Raw genomic sequence first — 22,820 nt, 5'->3', positions numbered from 1 at the left:
ATTAATTGATCTTATCAATGGTTCAGTGGAATTTTGTGCCAAATTTCTTTGTGGAAACCGTTGCTAAAATCGATGCAGCCGCACGCGAAAGCGCCCAATTATCGGTCAACACCCTGTTTGCATTGGTATGCGATTCCCGAAAACATATAAGGTGTTGATTTTTCGTTATTTTATCTATCTTGCAAAACACCGAAAATAGGAAGATATAGCAGTATCTTTGGTTGTGGTTTCGGCGTGTTGCCCAAACCCCCTTTTCGGATTTCATGTATGAGCAAAGATCGTCTGTCCGCCAGTCGGCGTCTTGACGTCGCATTGGCGCTGGTATCACAGGGTGACTACACCGCTGCGATTGACGTAGCGCGTGCCGCATTGGCCGCTGATAGTGACTGGGACGAAGCCCATTTTACGCTGGGCGACATCTATGAACGTGCCGGTGAAACCGAAAACGCCGTTGAGGCTTTCCGTCAATATCTGATGCTTGATCCCAAGGACCGCATGGGGGCAGAGGTCCGCCTGACCTTGCTTGGTGCGGCTGCCCTTCGTGATCGCTTGCCGCCCGATTATGTCCGGGCCCTGTTTGACGATTATGCCCCACGGTTTGAAATCAGCCTGCGGGATCGTTTGGCCTATCGCGGACCGGAGCTTTTGTTCGAAGCCATCCGGACTCATCTACCGGAAATGTTGCGTCCGATGGATGTGCTTGATCTTGGCTGTGGTACCGGGCTTGTGGGCGAAGTGTTCGCTGGTCATGTTGATGCGATTGATGGCATCGACCTGTCGCCGCGCATGATCAACCGCGCACGCGCCAAGGGGCTTTATCGCACCCTTGTTGCGGGTGATATCACCGATATGCCCGCCGACATCGGAACGGATTACAGCGTTGTCATCGCGGCGGACGTTCTGAACTATCTTGGCGATCTGGTGCCAGCCCTGCGTGCTGCCCATGACCGGATGAAGCCCGGCGGGTTGCTGGTATTCACGCTCGAGCACGGCGATAACTTCCCGTTCGATCTCGGTCCCGGGCAACGCTTCCGCCATCATCAGCGCGCGATCAGCGAATGGCTGGTTGAATGCGGCTTTAATGTTCTGTCAGACACTTTGGGTGTTCTGCGTCAGGAAAAGGGCAACCCAGTCGAAGGTCGGGTCATCGTCGCGCGTGCAAGTGATGCACTGGCGCTGATGGCGGGCGATCTGATCATTCCGGGCGATCCCGATCAGGCCTCGGGTCAAACCCTTCACTAGAGCCTATTGCATCAAATTTGCCTCACTTTGCCGAGGACATCCTTCTGTCCGGCAAGGAAAGGTCCGCTGCGCGTAGCGGGGCTACGGTCAAGGACCTTGACGCTGCGGGGCGGAAGAATGTCCCGGTCTACAGGGTTTGTCTTTGGCGGCGTTTCGCGGCGTTAAACCGTTTGACCGATGCGCCGCATCGCTCTGCACGTTGTGCCTTGCCAAACGACACGCCAAAAACAAACAAAGCGAGGCAAATTTGATGCAACAGGCTCTAAGATGCAGTTGCGAACTTCTTAATGCAAAACACCCCGCAGCCTGTGGCTGCGGGGTGTTTTTGTTTGGCATTGCTCTAGACCGGTGTGCCGCGAATGACCGCCACCTCGTGATAAAGCGGCACATTCGGATCATCATTAATCATTTCCTTGGCCTTGGTGGCCGAAAGCGGCTGTTTTCCTTCCGGGTCGCCATAGAATTTGCAGACAAGCTGCTTTTCATATTCGGTCCCGTTCAGCGCCTTTTCCAGTGACACGAAAAACGAAATGTCGGTGCCTGAATGTTGCAGAACGATCTTTGACGCGATTTTTTCGGGTTTGTAGCCATTGGCCTCAAAGCATTCGCAAATAATCTCGGTGCCAATGCGGCAACCAAAATTCATCACCAGTTCGGCCTTTGGCGCGTGTTCGCGAATACGGCGCATCAGCGCCTCGTTCAGGCCAAGCCCTACCGAGTTGTAGGGATATTGGTCAAACAGGCTCCAGGGATAATAATGCGCGATATGGTCTTCGGCCTCGTCACCGGCCCCTTCGGCCAGTTCGATTGACTGGGCTTCGCGGAAGGCCGTCAGGCGCGCGTCACTCGGCTCGCCGACCTGTGGGATGCAGGCAATCACCACATCGGTCTTGGCAATTTTTTCGCGTGCCTCATCGGTATCGACAAGGCTGACACTGCCATGGACAGGTTCGAAATGTTTGGCATGTTCGGGGGAAAGGATTTTGATGTTGCGCTCTGCCAGAACGACAAGGCGGGGGTCAAGGTCGCTGCCGTAAACGCGTCTGGCGCCGCAGCTTTGCAAGATAAAGGCGACATTGATGCCAGTACCAACACCGACTTCGTAAACGGTTTTGCCTTTCAGATCAGCGCGCGCCAAACCTTCCTGGAATGTTTGTGTCCAAGGATCATCGGGATCAAAGGCAAAATCTGGCGTTTCGGGATCACTGGCGTATGGGCTGGATGTCTCGCTGCTCTCTTCTAGCATAGTGCTTCCTGTTTTCTTGCGCATCATCCTGTCGCGGGACCCCGCAGGCATGGCAAAAAGCGCCATATAATCCGGTGACAAGACAACCAGACGGTGTTGGCGCGACAAGCCCGCATAAACGGTACCGGGACCGACAAGCCAGTGCCGATGCGCAGCGTTTTATCTTATTCTTGACGCGGTCAGGTGAGCGCGACGTGACGCCATACAGGCATCATGGACGGGAAGATTGCCGGCAATGGCACCGGCATGGGCAGGGCAACAAGCGCCCTCAGTTTACGGCGGCAAACTGTTTTGCGTCGCTGGCCAACTGAACGTCTTGGGCAAGCGGGCCAAGCGAAACTGCCAGACTTTCACAATTGCAGTCCGCACCGACCAGAACATTGAGTGGGGATGTGCTGTCTTCACGGCCCACCAACGCCTGCATGATCCGCAGAAGGGTTGGTGCCGGCGACAAACCATTGCAATCAATTGTGTTCGATACTTGCATGTCGTCTTCTCCTTGTCTGGCAAGCAGGAGCTTCGGCACACCGCCGGGGACGGTTAAGAATGCCGCAGCATGACGTGTTCCCGATGCCCGCCAAGATCTGCGGGCAACCTGATAGAAACACTCTCGACCTTTGCGCGATCCCAGCATCAAGCCACCACGCGGTGGCATCATCGGAATGACAGAAGGCCCGATCCAAAGACCCGTTCTGTCAGCTGGGCGGTCATAAGGGTCAACTTTTGCAATTAACCCGTTTTGGTCATCAAACTCGTTTCGCATCGCGACTGTCGCGCATCAGCACAAGTTATGATTTTCAATGCGTTGGGATTGGGTCACCATCAAAGTGGGTTTCTCCGAACCCCGACCAAAACACACCGGAAAATTCTCCGGCCCGACCTTGTTGAATTCAATCGTAGCAGTCGGCAGGTGGGTGTCAAGGAAGGATTTGATTATCTTTTACGCAATTGGTCGAAAAGATTAAATTTTAATCAAAAATGTCCCTCTTTCCCGCCCGGGGATTTGGACGAGTTGAGTGATGGTTCCAGAAATATGAAAACCAGCAATTATTTACCGCGCTTGCGAAGGGGCGGAATGCGCGCTTCTGGCGTGATGTCCTAGTCGCGGAAACCGGGGTCCAGACGGTCGGCAAGGCGCATTTGAGCCTCCCACTCCAGGGCAACATCACCGTCGTCATAGGCCATCTGGCTGAACTGTTCGGAAACGCGTTTTATCACCGCATCATCAATCTTCCGAAGGGGTCTTCCCATCGCAAGGGTAGATTCCTGAATCTCGCATGCCCGGTTCAGATAAAACATGTTTGAAAACATCTGCCCGGCGGTGGCACCCACGGTCAAAAGACCATGATTGCGCAATATCAGCGCGATGTTTGCGCCAAGCGCTCCAACGATTCTTTCGCGTTCCTCAAGATCAAGCGCGATGCCCTCATAATCGTGATAGCCGATCTGGCCATAATACTGCAGGGCGATCTGATTAAGCGGCATCAGACCTTCTTCAAGGCAGGAAACGGCAAACCCTGATCGTGTGTGGGTATGCATTACCCACGCGGCATCATGACGACCGATATGTACGGCACTGTGGATGGTAAAACCGGCCGGGTTCACCCGATATGGGCTGTCCGCAACCTTGTTGCCGTCGACATCGATCTTCACCAGCGAAGAGGCGGTAATTTCCTCCCACATCAGCCCATAAGGATTGATCAGAAAATGCCCCGGTTCACCAGGTACCCGGGCCGAAATATGGGTATAGATCGTGTCGGTCATTCTGTAATGGGCCGCCAGCCGGTAACAGGCGGCAAGTTCAATGCGGCACTGCTTTTCGCCGTCGCTGATTTGTGGATCACTCATGACGCTGGTCTCGGCGTCCTTCTGTGTCGCGATATGCATGCCGACCTCCATTGATCTGATCAAACGGCTTTACTCTTTGATATACACTTGTTTAACTGAGGATGAAACCAAAGCGCAAATTTTCTTGGTATGGTGCCCGCAAATTGGCTGCGCCAACAGGGATCAGGCGCGCAGAAGAAGATGATGTAAGGGGCTTTGACTGATGGCGGTGGCGGAACCGATTTACGGTGTTCTTCTCAGCGATGCGATGGATCTCAAAAGCTATTATTCGCTTGATTTTGGTGATGCAGCGCCCGATGTCCGCCTGCTTGACCCCGATGAAGTTAGCAACCCGGATCTTATCCGTTTTGCGGTGTGCTGGCTGCCGGGCCCGGCAGCGTTTTCGCCTTATCCCAATATTGAAATGGCGATGTCGGTCGGGGCCGGCGTCGATGCTTTGCTGAAACATCCGGGCTTGAGCGATGATGTTGTGATCTGTCGGGTCCGCGACCCCAATCAGGCGGACCTGATGGCGGGCTATGCGGTGCATGAAGTTGTTCATGTCGAACGCGGCTTTGCTAGTATGCAGCAAAGTCAGGCCAGCGTCGAATGGGCCCCGCCTGCGATCCGGCCACCGCGTGATCTCAAGGTCGCCGTGCTCGGCCATGGCTCCATGGGAGCTTCGGTTGTCAAAGCCTTGGCTGCCTGTGGGTTTAGTGTTTCGGTTGCCTGCCGCCGTGATCCAGCGGATCCCGTCGAAGGTGTGCGCTACTTCACCGGTGACGACTCGGTTCTGCAATCTGTGGCCGGTCAGGATGTAGTGATCAATGTCCTGCCCCTGACGGCCAAGACCGAGAATATCCTCAATGCGGCGTTGTTTTCAAAACTGGCCAAGGACGCCTGGCTGGTTCAGATCGGACGTGGTGAACATCTGGACGAGGATGACTTTGTTGCCGCGCTTGATAGCGGGCAGCTCAGTGGCGCGACCCTTGATGTGTTTCGCACCGAACCGTTGCCGTCAGGCCATCCGTTCTGGGCAGACTCGCGCCTGCGCATCACCCCGCACATCGCCAGTGATACAACGCCGCGCATTGTTGCCGAACAAGCCCTGCAATCGGCGCGTGAACTGCATGCAGGTAAGCCGCTCAGTCTTGCTGTCAGCCGCGGCCAAGGCTACTGAGCGGTCCGCTCAGCACACCCGCACCCGATTGCACGCTTGAAACCCGATCAAAATTATTCAATTGTATAACAATGAGCCGAAAAACATTTCAACGCCTGTCGCTTGATGTCCGCCGTCGCAGTTTGATCGAGGCGACATTGACCTGCATTGCCCGCGACGGGCTGCATGGGGCATCGGTGCGCCGGATCACTGAAGAAGCCGGGGTGACCGTCGGGCTGGTGCGCCACTATTTCGGCAGCAAGGATGACATGATCCGCAATGCCTATGCCTATCTGGTCGGCCAGCTGACGGCACAGGCCAGTGAAAGCGCACGCGCCACCGAAGGGACGCCAGAGGCCAAACTGGCAAGCTTCCTGCGCGCCAACCTGACCAAGCCCAATATGGACGAAGAAACGGTTTCGCTTTGGGCGACCTTCATCGGCCGGGTGCGTCATGATCCGGACTTTGCCGAAATTCACCGTGATGGCTACCGCGAGTTTCTCAATGTGCTTGAAACCCTGATCGAGCCTGTCCTGATCACCCATGGCTGCCCGCACAGCGTGGCGATTTGCCGCAACCATGCGATTGCACTCAATGGCCTGATTGATGGGCTTTGGATGGAAGGGGCGCTGAATTCCGGCCTTTACGCCCAGGATATTCTGCCCGATCTGATCACAGGGGCCGCCGAGCGCCTGCTTGAATTGCCCACCGGTGCGTTGTCCGCACCCGATATTGCCCTTCAATCGGCACGCCACCAGACACACCCCGAACAACAAAGTAAGCCGTCATGAGATATGCCAAGATTACCGACCGTCTTGCCGAACTGGGTGGGGCAAAGTGGGCCGTTCATAACACCGCCCGTGATCGCGAGGCCCAAGGTGCGAAAATCATCGAACTGACAATTGGCGAGCCCGACATTCCCGTCGATCCGGCCCTGATTGACGCCTGCGAGGCATCCATGCGGCGCGGCCGCACCCATTATTCCAATGGCCGGGGCGAGGTCGGGCTGCTTGATGCGCTGGTCGAAAAATACAAACCCGTCTGGCCGGATGTTACGCCTGAAAACATCCTGTGTTTCCCGGGCACGCAGACCGCCCTTTATACCGTGATGACGGCCCTTGTTGATGCCGGGCAAGGGGTACTGGTTGGCGATCCCTATTACGCGACCTATGCCGGGGTGATCCGGGCATCGGGGGCAGAATTGCAGTCTGTTCCGCTATCGATCGAGCATGGCTTTATCATGCAGCCGGGTGACCTGCGTGCAGCCATCACCAAGGACAGCCGTGTGTTGCTGCTTAACACGCCGCACAATCCGTCCGGCGCGTTGCTCGATCGCGCAACGCTGGTCGAACTTGGCAAGATCGCCATCGAACATGATCTGTGGATTGTCTGTGACGAGGTCTATGAGGATCTGGTGTTTGAAGGCACCTTTGCCTCTCCGCTTGAAATCGAAGAGCTGCGTGATCGCACCATCGTCACATCCTCGATCTCGAAAACCTTTGCTGCCACCGGCTTTCGCAGCGGCTGGGCGGTTGGGCCCGAAGAACTTTGCACCAAGGTCCTGCCGATCTCCGAGACCATCTTGTTTGGCAATCAGCCCTTCATCGCCGATGCGACGGAGGTGGCACTTCGCGGCAATTTCGATACGGCCGCACGGATGTGCAAAAGCTACGCCGCGCGTGTCGATATGATCGAAACCGAACTTGCCGGATGCGATGTGCTTAAACCGGGCAAAGTATCCGGCGGCATGTTTGCCATGATTGATGTCGGTACCACCGGCATGAATGGCGAAGAATTCGCCTGGGGGCTTTTGGATGATCAAAACGTCGCGGTCATGCCCGGCGCATCCTTTGGCGAAAACGCCAAGAACCTGATCCGTGTCGCACTCACGGTGCCGGACGACGAACTTCGCGAAGCCATCAAACGCATCCGGGCCTTTGCCGAGAAATCGGCATAAGGCCCGGTTGTAAATGTTTTGGCTTACGCCTTGGGCATATCACCACGGATGATATAGGCCAGTGCTGCAACCACCTGTTCGGGTTCGCGGGCCACACCATTGGCCGCACCATCGACTTCCTTAAGCGCGTGATCATGCTCGGCCGGGTGCAGGGTGATATAGGGAATGCCAAGGGCGGCAGCATAGCCGGCATCAAAGGCCGCGTTCCACTGCTTGTATTTCTCGCCAAAGCGAATGACGGCAAGGTCGGACTGGGACAGCAGGGTCTTGGTGCGCATGGCGTTCAGCTGCGCGCCCTTGCGGTCATGCCAGAACTTGTTTTCTTCGGCGCCAAACACGGCAACACCGCAATCATCAGAATTTTCATGTACGGTGATGGGGGCAACCAGCTCAACCGGAAGACCGGCTTCTTTCACGCCGGTTTCAATACGCTCGCGCCAGTCGCTGTGAATTTCGCCCGACAAATAGACGGTCCAGACTTTGCTCATCTTTCTCTCCCTTGGTGGTCGTTATGATGGGGTATGCCAGACCCTAAAACGACAAAACCCGTCGCCAAAGGCAACGGGTTTTGAATGGTGGAGCCGATCAGGATCGAACTGACGACCTCTACAATGCCATTGTAGCGCTCTCCCAACTGAGCTACGGCCCCACTTTGTCCGCGACGCAGTCTGCATGGCAGGCTCTGCGGCGCGGCGCATATTTAGAAGGTTCGCCAAATGTTGGCAAGACCCTTTTTCAAAATTTCTTAGCGATCGTCGTCGTCTGATTCGACATGCTCATAGACTTCGCCAAGATCATCATCATCTTCGCCAAGATCAGAAGCATCTTCGAGAATATCGTCGTCGATTTCGGTATCGACATCATCGTCAAGATCGGTGACGTCATCGACGTCTTCGTCTTCTTCCGGTGCCGGTTTTGCAACCGCGGATTTCTTGACCTTTGTCACCCCGTCCGGCGTTTTGCATTTCGGGCAGACAACCGGGGTACGGTTCAGGTCGTAATACTTGGTACCACAGGCGAGGCAGTGACGTTTCTTACCGCGTGCTGACATTACGGCAAATCCTCTTAATTACCGTTATCAATTAAGAAAAAGACTTTGTGTCGCAAAAGCGCAGCAAGGCTACGCACAGCGTCTTGTCCGAAAGGCCCAATTGCCATCTTGCGAGCACCTTGTCAAAAGGAAATTGCGCGTTTTTCCCTTTGGCAAGGCGATGGGACAAATCTGCCGCACATTCGTGCAATTTCCTACACCGAATTTCGGGTTCGATACTGGTGCCTGCCAACCGCTTGTGCTAGAGCATTGGTCCCCTGATTGAAAGGTCCGCGCGCGCCTGAAAACATGGCCGCAGCGCAGTGCATTTTCAATCAGCCTTTTGTTGATGATAAAACAGTGACTGGCAGGTACGAGCCCATGAGTTCTTCGCAAACCAAACGTCCGCTTTCCTCGGCCAAGGCCGGGCCGCTTTCGGGCGATATCCGGGTTCCGGGTGACAAGTCTATTTCTCATCGCTCCCTGATGTTTGGTGGTCTGGCAATCGGTACAACCAAGGTTACCGGCCTTTTGGAAGGCGAAGACGTTCTGGCAACGGCGGATGCCATGCGCAAACTGGGTGCCACTGTCACCCGCGACGAAGATGGCACCTGGCATGTCACCGGGGTTGGGGTTGGCGCACTTCGTGAACCCGATAGCGTGATTGATATGGGCAATGCCGGCACCGGTATTCGCCTGATGGCCGGCATCGTTGCCACCCATCCGATCACGACGTTCTTCACGGGTGATGCGTCACTCTGCAAACGTCCGATGGGCCGTGTTGCTGATCCGTTGTCCGAATTTGGCGCGCAATTCATCACCCGTGATCGCGGTCGTCCGCCGATGGCGGTGATTGGCACGGATGAGGCCAAGCCAGTGACCTATACCCTGCCAATGGCATCGGCCCAGGTGAAATCGGCGGTGATGCTGGCCGGGTTGAACACGACGGGCACCACCACGGTGATCGAACCCAAACCGTCGCGCGATCATACCGAACGTATGCTGCGCCACTTTGGCGTTGAGGTCGATGTGAAGGTCAATGACGATGGCGGTCGCACCGTCAGCCTGACCGGCCCGGTCGAAATGAAGGCTGCCGATATTGTCGTTCCGACCGATCCAAGTTCGGCTGCCTTCCCGATGGTGGCGGCCCTGATCAATCCGGACTCCCACGTTACCATTCGTGATGTCTGCCTGAACCCGCTGCGTACTGGCCTGATCACCACCCTGATTGAAATGGGCGGTGACATCACGATCACCAACGAGCGCGAAGAAGCTGGTGAAACCATTGGCGATCTGGTGGTGACAGGCAAGAACCGCCTTAAGGGCATTGTTGTCCCGGCCGAACGCGCCCCATCCATGATCGATGAATATCCCGTGCTGGCGGTGGCTGCGGCCTATGCCGAGGGTGAAACGCGTATGTGCGATCTTGAAGAATTGCGCGTGAAGGAATCAGATCGTCTGGCGGCGGTGGCTGCTGGTCTTGAAGCCAATGGCGTCATTCACCGGATCGAAGGCGATGATCTGATTGTCACCGGCGGTGTGGTGCCGGGCGGTGGCATGGTGGAAACCCATCTTGATCATCGTATCGCGATGTCGTTCCTGGTTCTGGGGCTTGGCGCGGAAAAGCCGGTTGCAGTCGATGATGCCAACCCGATTGCCACGAGCTTCCCGAACTTCGAAACCCTGATGGCGGATATGGGCGCGAAATTTGCGCTGCATTCCTGATCGGGCCCACCAATATATAAGTCACCATTCGGGACTTATGGATGCACCAGATATAATCACAGGGAGTGACCCACATGATCATCGCCATTGATGGGCCGGCCGCGTCCGGCAAGGGGACCTTGGCACGTCGAGTCGCAGAAGCAATGGACTATGCCTATCTCGATACCGGCCTGCTGTATCGTGCGACCGGTGCGAAAGTTCTGGCCGAAAATGGCGACCCTGCTGATGAAGCCGCCGCCGTGGCTGCGGCCGAAAATCTGAGTGCGTCCGATCTCGAAGGTGAGGCCCTTCGCAGCGAGGAAGTCGGGACCGCCGCCTCAAAAGTTGCAGCGATTCCAAGGGTTAGAGAGGTGTTGCTTGATTTTCAGCGCACCCTTGCCACCACCCCGCCGGGCGGTAAACGCGGTGCGGTTTTGGATGGTCGTGACATCGGAACGGTCGTCTGTCCGGAAGCACCGATCAAGTTTTATCTGACAGCCAGTGTCGAAGAACGTGCAAACCGTCGGTTCAAACAGTTGCAGGAAAAAAATCCCGCTGCTATATACGAGCGCGTTCTTAAAGAGCTTGAAGAACGGGATGCCCGAGACAGTGCTCGCGATGTCGCACCGCTCAAGATGGCAGATGACGCAATCCATATTGATACGGACCGTCTGAATGCCAACGCAGTGTTCGATGCCGTCATGGCACATATCCATACCCATATGGGTGCGGATGACTGATCAAAAGGCGTTTTAACCGTCAGGCGTTGAACGATCCCGAGGTGCCGGTCCTTTGGCCTGTTCCTAAGGTGAACGACTTGTGCGTTCACCTTTTCGTGTATGGAAGGTTCGCCTTCACATGCGTTCGGGTTTGAACACTGAATGACAAATCGCCGCGATTTTGCGGCAAAGACCACCGGACACAACCGGTTGGCCAGAATATAGTGACGATACTCGAAAGGAAGTCTGGTTTATGACCACCGCTGAAGAAGCACAATTCTCGACTGGCGAAGATTTTGCCGCCCTGCTGGCTGAAACCCTTGGTTCTGAAGACGAAGGTTTTGTTGGCCGCGTAATGACCGGTTCGGTCGTTAAAAAAACTGACGATGATGCCATCGTCGATGTCGGCCTGAAATCCGAAGGCCGCGTTCCGCTTAAAGAATTTGGCGCAGGCGAAGTAAACATTGGCGATACCGTTGATGTTTATGTCGACCGCTATGAAAACAAGGATGGCCTGATCGTCCTGTCGCGCGAAAAAGCGCGCCGCGAAGAAGCTTGGGTTGAGCTGGAAAAACAGTTCTCCGAAGGCAAACGCGTCGACGGCACCATCTTTGGTCGTGTTAAAGGCGGCTTCACCGTTGACCTGTCGGGCGCAGTTGCGTTCCTTCCGGGTTCCCAGGTTGATATCCGTCCGGTTCGTGACGTCACCCCGCTGATGAACAACCCGCAGCCGTTCCAGATCCTGAAAATGGATCGTTCGCGCGGCAACATCGTTGTTTCGCGTCGTGCCGTTCTCGAAGAGACCCGTGCAGAACAGCGTGCTGAACTGATCCAGAACCTTCAGGAAGGTCAGATCCTTGACGGCGTCGTCAAAAACATCACCGATTACGGCGCGTTCGTCGATCTCGGTGGCGTTGATGGCCTGCTGCACGTTACCGACATTGCTTGGAAACGTATCAACCATCCGTCCGAAGCGCTCCAGATCGGCCAGACTGTTAAAGTCCAGGTTATCCGCTTCAACAGCGAAACCCAGCGTATCTCGCTTGGCATGAAGCAGCTTGAAGCTGATCCGTGGGAAGGCGTCGAAGCCAAATACCCGGTCGGTTCGAAATTCGAAGGTCGTGTCACCAACATCACCGATTACGGCGCATTCGTCGAACTCGAAGCTGGTGTCGAAGGCCTGGTCCACGTTTCCGAAATGTCCTGGACCAAGAAAAACATCCACCCGGGCAAAATCGTTTCGACCTCGCAGGAAGTCGAAGTCATGGTGCTCGACGTCGATGCCCAGAAACGCCGTATCTCGCTTGGTCTCAAGCAGTGCACCTCGAACCCGTGGGATGCCTTCCTGGCAGCTCATCCGGTCGAGTCCGAGATCGAAGGCGAAGTCAAGAACATCACCGAATTCGGTCTGTTCATTGGCCTCATGGGCGGTATCGACGGTATGGCTCACCTCTCGGACCTGTCATGGGACCGTGCTGGTGAAGAAGTCATCAAAGAATACAAAAAAGGCGACATCGTCAAAGCCAAGGTTCTTGACGTTGACGTTGAAAAAGAACGCATCTCGCTCGGCATCAAACAGCTGTCTGGTGATCCGTTCAAAGACGCCGTTGTCGGTATCAAACGTGGCGACGCTGTAACCTGTGAAGTTACCGAAGTTAACGACGGTGGCATCGAGGTTTCGGTTGGCGACACCGAACTCAAAGGCTTCATCCGTAAAGCTGAGCTGGCGCGTGAGCGTTCTGAACAGCGTCCGGAACGCTTTGCAGTTGGTGAAAAAGTCGACGCACGCGTTACTGCAATCGACTCCAAAACCCGCAAGGTCTCCCTCTCTGTCAAAGCTCTTGAAGTTGCTGACGAGAAGAAAGCAATGGCGGATTACGGTTCGGCAGACAGCGGCGCATCGCTCGGCGACATCCTCGGCGAAGCTCTGCGCAAGAAACAGGAAGGCGGCGAATAAGCCACCCTCCGACGAATACGCTCTGCAGTCTTGCAGAACGAAAAGACGGGTCGCGCATTGCGCGGCCCGTTTTCTTTTGTCCGGGTTCTAGATCTGGCAAGTTGATGCGCGGAGAATGGCCGATATATCCGCCCAATGTCCGGCGGACCTGTAAAGGGCGCCAAATTGTATATCATCTGCTTTTTGGGGCTGAATTTTACCCCGACTCTGCCGATATCGGCATTTTTCGCGAAAATTTTGATTTTAAACGCTTTTTGTTCTTGCCTTCCGGGTCGATAAAAACCATTTGAAGAGACGGGTTTGAGCGATCACACTCGTCTAAGTATTTGATTGAACAATTGGAAACGGACACGCCGATGGCACTTGATGCCGATATCCTGCTGGATCGACGCCGCTTGAAAAAATCCATCTTTCGCTGGCGTGTGGTGGCGGTGATTGCCGTGATCGCGGTGATCGTGATCGGCTTGTCTGGCACGGGTGTTAAGGACAGTGTTCTGGGCGGACTGGGTCCGCGCATTGTTGAAGTCACCATCGAAGGTGTGATCACTGAAGATCCCTATCTCCTCGATGCGCTGCGCGCGATTGAAGAAGACAGTGACGTTGTCGGTGTAATTGTCCATATCAACAGCCCGGGTGGCACCATGGTTGGTGGCGAAACGCTTTTCGAGGCGCTGCGCCGTATCGGCGAAACCCGGCCAATCGTTGCCGAGATGGGGACTGTTGCAGCGTCCGGCGGTTACATGACCGCGATTGCCGCCGACCACATCATTGCCCGCCGTGGAACGATCACCGGCTCGATCGGGGTGATTTTCCAGTCGATGAATTTCAATGGAACGCTTGAAAAGCTTGGTGTTGAACCGCTGACGGTAAAAAGCGGTCCGCTGAAAGCTGCACCCAATCCGTTCGAACCTGTTGATGATGTTGCAAAGTCGGCCATGCAGGGCCTGATTTCAGACATGTTTGACGTGTTTGTTGAAATGGTTGCGACCCGCCGCGATATGTCGGTCGAAACAGTTACGACTCTTGCCGATGGCCGCGTCTATACCGGACAGCAGGCCGTTGCCAACGGATTGATTGATGAAATTGGAGGCCGTCGTGAAGCCTTGCGCTGGCTCGAAGAGGAAGCCGGTATCACGACGGATGCACAGGTAGTGCCGCTTGAAATCGAATACCCGGAAGACGATTTGATGAGTGCTGTTCTTGAGGGAAGCCTTGGAAAAGTGCTGTCATCTGAGGGGCTTAAACTTGACGGTTTGCTGACGGTCTGGCAACCTGAGTGAGAGCTTCTTTAAGACATAATCTAATCCGTGGTTGAGTGAGACTGTCAGCACCAACAGGATGGGGCCTGGAAATGACAAAATCTGAATTGATTGCCCGCCTTGCGGAGATGAACCCGCATCTCTATCAGCGCGACGTTGAACGGATTGTCGCCACGATCTTTGACGAGATCACAGACGCGCTTGCGCGCGGCGACCGGGTCGAGCTTCGCGGCTTTGGCGCATTTTCCGTAAAACAGCGTGAGGCCCGCGTCGGCCGTAACCCGCGTACCGGGGATGCGGTTCCTGTCGGTGAGAAAAAGGTTCCCTATTTCAAAACCGGCAAACAGCTTCGTGAACGTTTGAACTGATTCCTGCCTGATTTGTTTTGACCGGCAATCGGGCCTGCGCCACCCGCAGCCCGCCCGATACGACCAGCATGCAACACACAAAAACTGTGTGACTGTTGCCATGGCTTTTGTCCGGTTCTTGCCCCATACTGATCAGAACATTGATCAAACGAGACCTGTTGCCGGGTTTTGATCCATCCTGTTTTCGGGATGGGACAGGCACCGGCACAAGGAGCTAGGTAATGCGCTTCCTGTACTGGATTATTTCCATCCCGCTTGCCGTATTGATTGCGGTGTTTGCAGTTTCCAACCGGGCATTGGTCACGATTTCGCTTTGGCCCTTGCCGTTTGAAATCGACTTGCCGTTGTTCCTGCCGATCATGGTTGCGTTGTTGATCGGACTTGGGATCGGCTTTGCCTTTGAATGGTTGCTGCAAGGCAAGCACCGCCGTGCCGCACGGCGCATGGATAGCGAACTCAAGCGCATCAAGACCGATGACACCACGCCATCCACCCCAAATACCGATCAAAAGGCCATCGGCCAAAGCTGATCAAGTCAAAGGGCTCCGTTTCGGGGCCCTTTTGCTTTTTGCTGCATGGCGTCAATGTCTGTTCGAAAGCCGATTTGACATTGGCCTTTGTGGCCAAATCGGCTAAGCCATGTCCGGTCCACTATGAAATTTGCTGCGAAAAGCTGGGCCATGACCCATTTCCAGCCCGCCGGAGGACCCCATGACCCAGACCCTTGCCGCCAAAGACCGCATCTATTGCGCGATTGATACCACCGATCTTGATCACGCGATCAATCTGGCATCGAAGCTGTCAGGTGTTATCGGCGGGGCCAAGCTTGGCAAGGAATTCTTCGCGGCCCACGGGCCACAAGGGGTCAGGGCGGTTGCCAAAACCGGCATGCCGATCTTCCTTGATGTCAAATATCACGATATCCCCAACACGGTAGCCGGGGCCATTCGCGCTGTGACGCCATTGGGTGTCAGGATCGTCAATGTCCATGCCGCCGGTGGTTTGGAGATGATGAAACGTGCCGGTGATGCGGCCCGCGAAGCCGCCGACAAGGCTGGCGTCGACGTACCGTGGGTAATTGCCGTAACCATCCTGACCAGCATGGACCAGGGTGATCTCGATGATGTCGGCCTAAAGGGCCCGATTGAAGATCGCGTGGTCAAACTGGCGGAACTGACCCAAAAGGCCGGTCTGGACGGTGTTGTTTGTTCCGCACAGGAAATCACGCCGGTGCGCAAGGCACTCGGCCCGGACTTCAAGCTGATCACGCCGGGTATTCGCCCAAGCTGGGCGGCAAGTGACGATCAGAAACGCATCGTTACTCCGGCCGATGCCGTCGCCATGGGAAGTGACGTTCTTGTGATTGGTCGCCCAATCACCAAGGCCGAAGATCCGGTTGCTGCGGCGCAAAAGATCGTCGCCGAACTTTCCTGATCGACGATCCTCAATCTCTAACTGTGCTGCGTCATGCCTATGCCTTGCTGTAATGCGGGCAAGACAGGCTGCCATGCAAATTTCGCGATGGATTTGTTCACCGCATTATCTCAGAATTGAATCGTTTCAAAATTTGCTGCATGATGCATATCTCGCAGTTGCACAAAACGTTGGCCGAGCTACACGCGTCACCCGCGTCACCTGCGCCAAAGTTGATCTGGATATTCTGACATGACAGATACCGTCACCCGCCCCGGATTTTTCGGGAACCTGCCGATTCTGGCCCTCGCCCTTGCGTCATTCGGGATCGGCACCACCGAGTTTGTCATCATGGGGCTTCTGCCCGATGTGGCGCTTGATCTTGGTGTGAGCATTCCCGATGCCGGGCTGCTGGTGACGGGCTATGCCCTTGGTGTGACTTTTGGCGCGCCGTTTCTGGCGATTGCCACCGCGCGCATGGACCGTCGACGGGCCTTGTTGCTGCTGATTTCGATCTTCATTCTCGGCAACTTCCTGTGTGCGATTGCCCCTGATTACTGGCTTTTGATGGCAGCCCGTGTGGTCACCGCCTTCTGCCATGGCGCGTTTTTTGGGCTTGGCGCTGTTGTCGCCTCAAACCTTGTCGCGCCGCATAAACGGGTTCAGGCGATTGCCCTGATGTTTTCCGGTCTGACGCTGGCCAATGTGCTGGGCGTGCCGTTTGGCACGGCCCTTGGTCAGGAACTTGGCTGGCGTTCGACCTTCTGGGCAGTGGTGGCAATCGGTGTTGTTGCCGCCAGCGCGCTTTATGTTGCCTTGCCGCGCCAGATTGCCGCATCGACCGGCAGCCTCTGGCTTGAAGCCAAGTCGCTTGGCAAAAAACAGGTCCTGCTGGCGATGCTGATTTCGGTTCTGGCCTCGGCCAGCTTGTTCAGCGTCTTTACCTATATCACCCCGATGCTTCAGGAAATCACCGGCATTACCCCGCGTCAGGTAACCTATGTGTTGCTGCTGTTCGGGGTTGGCTTGACCGTGGGCAACTATATCGGTGGGCGTTTGGGGGACTGGCGTTTGATGCCCGCCATCATCATGGCTTTTGCTTTGCTGATTGCGATTCTTGCCCTGTTTACCGAAACGCTGACATCGGTCATTCCGGCCGTCGCAACCGTGATGCTGTGGGGCGTGGTGGCCTTTGCACTGGTGTCCCCGCTTCAGATGCGCGTGGTGAACGAGGCATCCGATGCGCCCAACCTTGCCTCAACCCTTAATCAGGGTGCCTTTAACCTCGGCAATGCGGCGGGCGCATGGTTTGGCGGTATTGCCATCACCCAGGGCGTTTCCTATCAGCATATCCCGTGGCTGGGAGCCGGAATTGCGGTTCTTGCCCTGTTGGCAACGGTCTGGAGCCACTTGCTTGATCGCCGCGACGAAGTCCTTGTAGAAAACGGCGCCAGCGCCTGAGTAAAACAAAACCTGTCAAGCTTGAGGCTGACGGGTTTTTCTTTGTCCGGTCGATAAGTGGTCGAGCTCAGCTTACCCAGTGGCGGATCTGATCCCAGCTTTGGCTGATGGTGGTCCCGTACTGATCAATGATCAGCTTGATCGAAATCGCGATTGATGTGACGACCAGAAGTGGCCGTACCAAACGTGCGCCGACCTTCATCACCATATGGGATCCGATCTGTGCCCCGATCAATGCGCCAACCGCCATCACGCCACCAACAATCCAGACAACCTCACCCCCGGCGATAAACATCACCAAGGATGCAAAGTTCGAGGTGAAATTCAGAACCTTGGTATGGGCGGTTGCCTTGGTCATGTTAAAACCAAGCAGGGCGACAAAGGCGATGGAAAAGAACGATCCGGTGCCCGGCCCAAAGAACCCGTCATAGAACCCGATGCCAAACCCGGCGGTAAAGGCGAAGGTCGCTTTGCCAATCATCTGATGGGCATCAATGTCACCCACACGCGGCGAAAACAGGAAATAAAGCGCAATCAGGATCAAAAGCCCCGGCAGGATGGTCATCAAAATACCGGGATCAAGCATCTGCACCAGCACCGTACCGAGCGCCGATCCGGCAAAGGTCAGGACAATCGCCAAGACCATATCGCGCGGATCAACATGCCCCTTGCGAATGAAATTAAGCGACGCACTGAAACTGCCAAAACTGCCTTGCAGCTTGTTGGTCGCCAATGCCTGGGCCGGGGTGACACCGGCCCACAACAGGGCCGGGATGGTAATCAACCCACCGCCACCTGCAATCGCATCGACAAAACCGGCAAGGGTGGCAACCGCAAACAGGATCACTAAAAGATCTAAACCAAATTCCATCTGGTCGCTTTCAAATTGTGGCGCGACCGCACAACTGGGGGCGATGCGGTCTGTCAAAACAGCGCACATCATATGGCTTTGCCGGCACGCGTCCAGTGGGATCGATTTCAGTCGTTGAATTGCGCGCAAGCCGTAGTCTAAAAGTCACACACCCTTGTTTATATGAGTTCCAGATATGCCCGAATTGCCAGAGGTCGAAACAGTCACCCGTGGTCTGACACCCGTCATGGAAGGACGGGTGGTCAATCATGTGGTGCAGCGACGTGCGAACCTGCGCTTTCCCTTCCCGGAGGGTTTTGTTGATCGCATGGCCGGGCGCACAATCAATCAGCTGACCCGGCGGGCAAAATACATTCTGGGCTACCTTGATGACGGGCAGGTGCTGCTGATCCATCTTGGCATGTCTGGTCGCATGACCATTCACAACGATCCGACTGTCGAGGTGCCCGAAGCGGGCAAGCATGACCATGTCGATTTTGTCATGGCCGATGGGGCCGTTGTGCGGTTCAACGATCCGCGGCGCTTTGGTGTCATCACCCTGATCGCGGGCGACGAGGTCGCCAGTCACAAAATGCTGGCCGGTATCGGGCCCGAGCCACTTGGCAATGCATTTAATGCCGACGTTCTGGCGGCAGGAATCGCCAAACGGGCAAGCCCGATCAAGACTGTATTGCTGGATCAGAAGCTGGTTGCTGGTCTTGGCAATATCTATGTCTGCGAAGCCCTGTTTCGATCAGGCATCGCACCGGACCGTCTGGCAAAGGATCTCAAACCCGGCGAAATCGAACGTCTTTACCGCGAAATCCGTCTGGTGCTGGAAGATGCGATTGCTGCCGGTGGATCAAGCCTTAAGGACTATCGCCAAAGCAATGGCGAGCTTGGCTATTTCCAGCACAATTTCCGTGTCTATGGCCGCGAAGGCGAAACCTGCATCGCCGATGGCTGCGATAGCACCATCGCGCGCATCGTACAGGCCGGCCGGTCGACCTTCTTCTGCCCAACCTGCCAGAAATAATATAGACGGTACCCGTCTCTGAAAGCCGGGGAAGGTGTTGCACCGATAACAGGTTCGGTTGCGGCCCGGGATCAAAATCGGTAAAACAGTATCAAATTATGGTTTCAGGCGAATCGGCCCGATAACCCCACAGCGACTCACACCCGGAGTCCCATGGGCCGAACAGCGATAAAAGGATCACTTGCATGTCTTATGAAAACATCATCGCCGAGAAAAAGGGCAATGTCGGCCTGATTACGCTTAACCGTCCCAAGGCGCTCAATGCACTTTGTGACGCGCTGATCAAGGATATCGGTGCCGCCCTTGATGATTTCGAATCCGATGAAGACATCCGCGCCATCGTCATTACCGGGTCAGACCGCGCCTTTGCCGCCGGTGCCGACATCAAGGAAATGGCCGATTACGACTATATGGATGTCTATAAGAACGACTTTATCACCAAGGGCTGGACCCGCGTTGCAAGCTGCCGCAAGCCGACCATTGCCGCGGTCGCCGGATTCGCATTGGGCGGTGGCTGTGAAATGGCGATGATGTGCGACATCATGATTGCCGCCGACACCGCCAAGTTCGGTCAGCCGGAAATCACCATCGGCACCATTCCCGGTGCGGGCGGGACACAGCGTCTGACCCGTGCAGTTGGCAAGGCCAAGGCGATGGAAATGTGCCTGACCGGGCGCATGATGGATGCCGAGGAAGCCGAGCGTGCCGGACTGGTGGCGCGAATCGTCCCGGCCGACTCGCTGCTCGATGAAGCCATGCAACTGGCTGAAAAGATCGCCTCCTTCTCGGGCCCGGTATCGATGAAGGTCAAGGAATCGGTCAACAAGGCCTATGAGATGACCCTGACCGAAGGCCTGATGTTCGAACGTCGTGAATTCCATTCGACCTTCGCACTCGAAGATCGCGCCGAAGGCATGAAAGCCTTTGGCGAGAAACGTAAGCCCGCGTTCAAGCACCGCTGATTGCGGGGTGATCAGGGCAAGTTGACCTCAGATTCCGTGCCTGCATATCTGCCTTGCGGCGTAAAAGAGTCCTAAGCCGCAGAAATTGGCGGCATCGGGGGTTGACGAGGGTTTCGGACAGAGCTATAAGCCGCGCTCCGAATTACGTAACATTTGTTTGAAGAGACAGGTTCGCAATGGCTCACCATAAATCGGCCAAGAAGCGCATTCGCCGCAACGCCGCACGTGCAGAAGTTAATGGTGCACGTATCGGTCGCATTCGTACCTTCGTTAAGAAGGTCGAGGCTGCGCTGAACACTGGCGATAAAGATGCTGCTCTGGCTGCGATGAAAATCGCTGAGCCGGAAATGGCGCGTGGCGCACAGCTCGGCGTTCTGCACAAGAACACCGTTGCTCGCAAGGTTTCGCGCCTGACCGCGCGTATCAAAGCGCTTTAATTTATCCCTTACGGGATGGCGAGTCGAAGGCCGCACCTTGGGTGCGGCCTTTTCGCTGCCCGGATTTCGCAGAATCACCTTTTGTTCCTTGGTTGCGCGGGTGCAAGAAACCGCAGAAAACAAGGGCCGTTTTGGTTGCGAAATCCTTTTAACGTTCTGTTAAAGATCGCCTTGCCTGATGTGGGTCACATCAGTACAGTGTTTGAACTTCGCAGGCCGCGCAAAGCGACCAGTGACGAAGAACTAAAAACAAAAGGCGCGAGTACACTTCCTGATTTTGTGGAAGGCCAACGTGTTGGTCACTGCGGTGATCAACGCGACACAGTACCGTTTTGTCTTTTGCGGTCTTTGTGGTGGTGAAATCGGGATATCGGGGAAAGGTTCTTACAGTGCAGCACGCCGTGAGGGACACACAATCGGCACTTGGGCAATCCAACGGGGGGATTGCGGGTGACCAGCACGCAGCACTTGATGATCACGCAGTGGCAACCTGGCAAGTCGTACGCGAAAAGCTGCGCGCCGAATTTGGCGCAACAGCCTATCGCTATTGGCTGGAGCCCGTTGCTCTGATGGCGGTAGAAGCCGGCGTGGCCCGTTTGGGTGCACCGACTCGTGCCATGCGTGACTGGGTGACGCAGCACTATCTCGACCGTATCCAGAAGTTCTGGCACGCCGAAGATTCCGATGTGCATTTCGTTGAAATCAATATCGTTTCGGGCGCGACTGCGCAGAACGATACGTCTGCTTCGAGCTCTTCTTCGGCCAAATCCACATCGGCAAACGCCACGACCGCGCGTGCCAAATCCGCGCGCAATTCCCATTCCTCAGGCCATGCCCCAAGCCATTCCCCGGAAAACAACACCGTGGTCAGTGCGCCGTCCCCGTCAAATGGATCAGGCCGCACCGCCATTGCCAGCATGTCTGATGACGGTATCTCGGCTGCCCTGGATCCGCGCTACACCTTTGACAATTTCGTGCTGGGCAAGCCAAACGAGTTCGCCTACGCCGCCGCCCGCCGTCTGGCAGAGGCCGAATCGGTGCCGTTCAACCCGCTGTTCCTCTATGGTGGCGTTGGTCTTGGTAAAACCCACCTGATGCATGCGATTGCCTGGCACATCCGCCGCACTCAACCACACCGCACGGTGATCTACCTCTCGGCCGAGAAATTCATGTATCGCTTCATTCGGGCGCTGCGCGACAAGAACACGGTCGATTTCAAGGACCAGTTCCGCTCGGTTGATGTGTTGATGGTGGATGATGTCCAGTTCATCTCGGGCAAGGATTCGACCCAGGAAGAATTCTTCCACACCTTCAACGCGCTGGTCGATCAGGGCCGTCAGATCATTGTGTCTGCGGATAAATCGCCCTCCGATCTTGAAGATATCGAAGAACGCCTGCGCTCGCGTCTGGGCTCTGGCCTTGTTGCCGATATTCACGCCACCACCTACGAGCTGCGTCTGGGCATCTTGGAGGCCAAGGCCGAACGTCAGGGTGTCGAACTGCCCCAGCGGGTCATGGAATTCCTTGCCCACAAGATCACCGCCAACGTGCGTGAGCTTGAAGGCGCGCTTAACCGCGTGATTGCTCATTCCCAGCTGGTCGGTCGCGAGATCGGGCTGGAAATGGTCCAGGACATCCTCCATGACGTCCTGCGCGCTTCCGAGCGCCGGGTTTCGATCGAGGAAATCCAGAAACGCGTGGCTGAGCATTTCAACATCAAGGTGTCCGACATGCATTCCGCCCGCCGTGCGCGTGCGGTCGCCCGTCCGCGTCAGGTGGCGATGTATCTGTCCAAGCAGTTTACCACCCACTCGCTGCCGGAAATCGGCCGCAAGTTTGGCGGTCGTGACCACACCACGGTGATGCATGCGGTGCGCAAGATCGAAGAACTGCACGGAACCGATCCGTCATTGTGCGAAGATATCGATCTGCTGCGTCGGATGCTCGAAAGCTGATTGCGCGTAAAAGCCTGTCGAAATGTTGTTGTTCAAGATGAAATCCGCCGTGTTTTCCGGCGGATTTTGTTTTTGAATCGGCTGGATTTTTAGCTGCAATTTCATCGTCGAAACTGCGAGTCGCACGGTTTGCGCCGCTTTGCGCGTTCGGGGCGTATTTTTGTCCGCCGACTCCTTTTATTTGCTTGGGTTTAGGCCGTAAAAATCCTTCGATTTCCAAGCCAGCATGTTATAATGC

At 55.7% G+C, this 22,820-nt stretch carries 22 protein-coding genes and 1 tRNA gene; 16 read left to right on the top strand and 7 right to left on the bottom strand.

Features of this window, described 5'->3' with window-relative positions; all coding sequences use genetic code 11:
* The first annotated feature begins 267 nt into the window (after positions 1-267).
* On the top strand, positions 268-1,242 hold the full coding sequence (locus AC5Q5A_RS14760) for a class I SAM-dependent DNA methyltransferase (RefSeq protein ID WP_064780332.1): 975 nt from the start codon (positions 268-270) through the stop codon (positions 1,240-1,242).
* Positions 1,243-1,582: 340 nt separating this feature from the next.
* Here AC5Q5A_RS14760 and AC5Q5A_RS14755 read toward each other — a convergent pair whose 3' ends face one another.
* From AC5Q5A_RS14755 to AC5Q5A_RS14745, 3 genes are all read right to left on the bottom strand, one after another.
* Positions 1,583-2,488 carry a class I SAM-dependent methyltransferase gene (locus AC5Q5A_RS14755; protein ID WP_493895741.1) on the bottom strand — a complete coding sequence of 302 codons (906 nt, stop codon included), beginning with the start codon at positions 2,486-2,488 and terminating at the stop codon, positions 1,583-1,585.
* A gap of 268 nt (positions 2,489-2,756) precedes the next feature.
* Positions 2,757-2,975: a hypothetical protein gene (locus AC5Q5A_RS14750; RefSeq protein ID WP_008888946.1), complete on the bottom strand. Its 219-nt coding sequence runs from the start codon at positions 2,973-2,975 to the stop codon at positions 2,757-2,759.
* Between the two features lie 611 nt (positions 2,976-3,586).
* Positions 3,587-4,375: a class II aldolase/adducin family protein gene (locus AC5Q5A_RS14745; RefSeq protein ID WP_493895740.1), complete on the bottom strand. Its 789-nt coding sequence runs from the start codon at positions 4,373-4,375 to the stop codon at positions 3,587-3,589.
* Between the two features lie 163 nt (positions 4,376-4,538).
* Between AC5Q5A_RS14745 and AC5Q5A_RS14740 the strand changes: the two genes are divergently transcribed.
* The 3 genes from AC5Q5A_RS14740 (at position 4,539) to AC5Q5A_RS14730 (ending at position 7,431) form a co-directional block, all read left to right on the top strand.
* Positions 4,539-5,495 carry an NAD(P)-dependent oxidoreductase gene (locus tag AC5Q5A_RS14740; protein ID WP_493895739.1) on the top strand — a complete coding sequence of 319 codons (957 nt, stop codon included), beginning with the start codon at positions 4,539-4,541 and terminating at the stop codon, positions 5,493-5,495.
* A 71-nt stretch (positions 5,496-5,566) separates the two neighbouring features.
* Positions 5,567-6,265, top strand: coding sequence for a TetR family transcriptional regulator C-terminal domain-containing protein (locus AC5Q5A_RS14735; RefSeq protein WP_493895738.1), 699 nt, complete (start codon positions 5,567-5,569; stop codon positions 6,263-6,265).
* Positions 6,262-7,431 (top strand): pyridoxal phosphate-dependent aminotransferase, encoded by a 1,170-nt coding sequence (locus tag AC5Q5A_RS14730; protein ID WP_493895737.1) that lies wholly within the window; start codon positions 6,262-6,264, stop codon positions 7,429-7,431. The genes AC5Q5A_RS14735 and AC5Q5A_RS14730 overlap by 4 nt, the downstream gene beginning before the upstream one ends.
* A 23-nt stretch (positions 7,432-7,454) precedes the next feature.
* On the opposite strand, the gene AC5Q5A_RS14725 is transcribed toward AC5Q5A_RS14730, so the two are convergent.
* The 3 genes from AC5Q5A_RS14725 to AC5Q5A_RS14715 form a co-directional block, all read right to left on the bottom strand.
* On the bottom strand, positions 7,455-7,919 hold the full coding sequence (locus AC5Q5A_RS14725; RefSeq protein ID WP_493895736.1) for a YtoQ family protein: 465 nt from the start codon (positions 7,917-7,919) through the stop codon (positions 7,455-7,457).
* A gap of 85 nt (positions 7,920-8,004) precedes the next feature.
* Positions 8,005-8,080, bottom strand: a tRNA-Ala gene (locus AC5Q5A_RS14720).
* A gap of 96 nt (positions 8,081-8,176) precedes the next feature.
* On the bottom strand, positions 8,177-8,482 hold the full coding sequence (locus AC5Q5A_RS14715; RefSeq protein ID WP_493895735.1) for an FYDLN acid domain-containing protein: 306 nt from the start codon (positions 8,480-8,482) through the stop codon (positions 8,177-8,179).
* Positions 8,483-8,842: 360 nt separating this feature from the next.
* On the opposite strand from AC5Q5A_RS14715, the gene aroA reads away from it, so the two are divergent.
* The 8 genes from aroA to AC5Q5A_RS14675 all read left to right on the top strand — a co-directional run bounded on the left by aroA (position 8,843) and on the right by AC5Q5A_RS14675 (position 17,342).
* Positions 8,843-10,186, top strand: a complete 1,344-nt coding sequence (gene aroA, locus AC5Q5A_RS14710) for a 3-phosphoshikimate 1-carboxyvinyltransferase (RefSeq protein ID WP_120223755.1) — start codon at positions 8,843-8,845, stop codon at positions 10,184-10,186.
* A gap of 74 nt (positions 10,187-10,260) precedes the next feature.
* Positions 10,261-10,905, top strand: coding sequence for a (d)CMP kinase (cmk, locus tag AC5Q5A_RS14705; protein WP_063085978.1), 645 nt, complete (start codon positions 10,261-10,263; stop codon positions 10,903-10,905).
* 232 nt (positions 10,906-11,137) lie between these two features.
* Positions 11,138-12,841, top strand: a complete 1,704-nt coding sequence (gene rpsA, locus AC5Q5A_RS14700) for a 30S ribosomal protein S1 (RefSeq protein ID WP_008888955.1) — start codon at positions 11,138-11,140, stop codon at positions 12,839-12,841.
* A 356-nt stretch (positions 12,842-13,197) separates the two neighbouring features.
* Entirely contained in the window at positions 13,198-14,121 is a 924-nt protein-coding gene (gene sppA, locus AC5Q5A_RS14695) for a signal peptide peptidase SppA (RefSeq protein WP_064788045.1), read from the top strand.
* 71 nt (positions 14,122-14,192) lie between these two features.
* Positions 14,193-14,468 (top strand): integration host factor subunit beta, encoded by a 276-nt coding sequence (gene ihfB / locus AC5Q5A_RS14690; RefSeq protein WP_008888957.1) that lies wholly within the window; start codon positions 14,193-14,195, stop codon positions 14,466-14,468.
* Between the two features lie 221 nt (positions 14,469-14,689).
* The gene (locus AC5Q5A_RS14685) at positions 14,690-14,998 is read left to right on the top strand and encodes a LapA family protein (protein WP_008888958.1); all 309 of its coding nucleotides are present in this window, start codon (positions 14,690-14,692) and stop codon (positions 14,996-14,998) included.
* 181 nt (positions 14,999-15,179) lie between these two features.
* Positions 15,180-15,902, top strand: a complete 723-nt coding sequence (gene pyrF, locus AC5Q5A_RS14680; RefSeq protein ID WP_120224633.1) for an orotidine-5'-phosphate decarboxylase — start codon at positions 15,180-15,182, stop codon at positions 15,900-15,902.
* A 231-nt stretch (positions 15,903-16,133) separates the two neighbouring features.
* On the top strand, positions 16,134-17,342 hold the full coding sequence (locus tag AC5Q5A_RS14675) for an MFS transporter (protein WP_008888960.1): 1,209 nt from the start codon (positions 16,134-16,136) through the stop codon (positions 17,340-17,342).
* Between the two features lie 67 nt (positions 17,343-17,409).
* Here the strand turns inward: AC5Q5A_RS14675 and AC5Q5A_RS14670 are convergent, their stop codons facing one another.
* Entirely contained in the window at positions 17,410-18,213 is an 804-nt protein-coding gene (locus AC5Q5A_RS14670) for a TSUP family transporter (RefSeq protein ID WP_040822583.1), read from the bottom strand.
* Positions 18,214-18,388: 175 nt separating this feature from the next.
* Here AC5Q5A_RS14670 and mutM point away from each other — a divergent pair, with 175 nt between their 5' ends.
* The 4 genes from mutM (at position 18,389) to dnaA (ending at position 22,582) form a co-directional block, all read left to right on the top strand.
* Entirely contained in the window at positions 18,389-19,228 is an 840-nt protein-coding gene (gene mutM / locus AC5Q5A_RS14665) for a bifunctional DNA-formamidopyrimidine glycosylase/DNA-(apurinic or apyrimidinic site) lyase (RefSeq protein ID WP_008888962.1), read from the top strand.
* A 185-nt stretch (positions 19,229-19,413) separates the two neighbouring features.
* Positions 19,414-20,190 carry an enoyl-CoA hydratase gene (locus AC5Q5A_RS14660; protein ID WP_008888963.1) on the top strand — a complete coding sequence of 259 codons (777 nt, stop codon included), beginning with the start codon at positions 19,414-19,416 and terminating at the stop codon, positions 20,188-20,190.
* A 176-nt stretch (positions 20,191-20,366) separates the two neighbouring features.
* Positions 20,367-20,627, top strand: a complete 261-nt coding sequence (gene rpsT / locus AC5Q5A_RS14655; RefSeq protein ID WP_008888964.1) for a 30S ribosomal protein S20 — start codon at positions 20,367-20,369, stop codon at positions 20,625-20,627.
* A 389-nt stretch (positions 20,628-21,016) separates the two neighbouring features.
* Positions 21,017-22,582 (top strand): chromosomal replication initiator protein DnaA, encoded by a 1,566-nt coding sequence (gene dnaA, locus AC5Q5A_RS14650; protein ID WP_493895734.1) that lies wholly within the window; start codon positions 21,017-21,019, stop codon positions 22,580-22,582.
* Positions 22,583-22,820 lie beyond the last annotated feature (238 nt).

This window comes from Thalassospira sp. CA1, from assembly GCF_059052855.1.
This window is presented reverse-complemented; position numbering and strand designations above follow the sequence as displayed.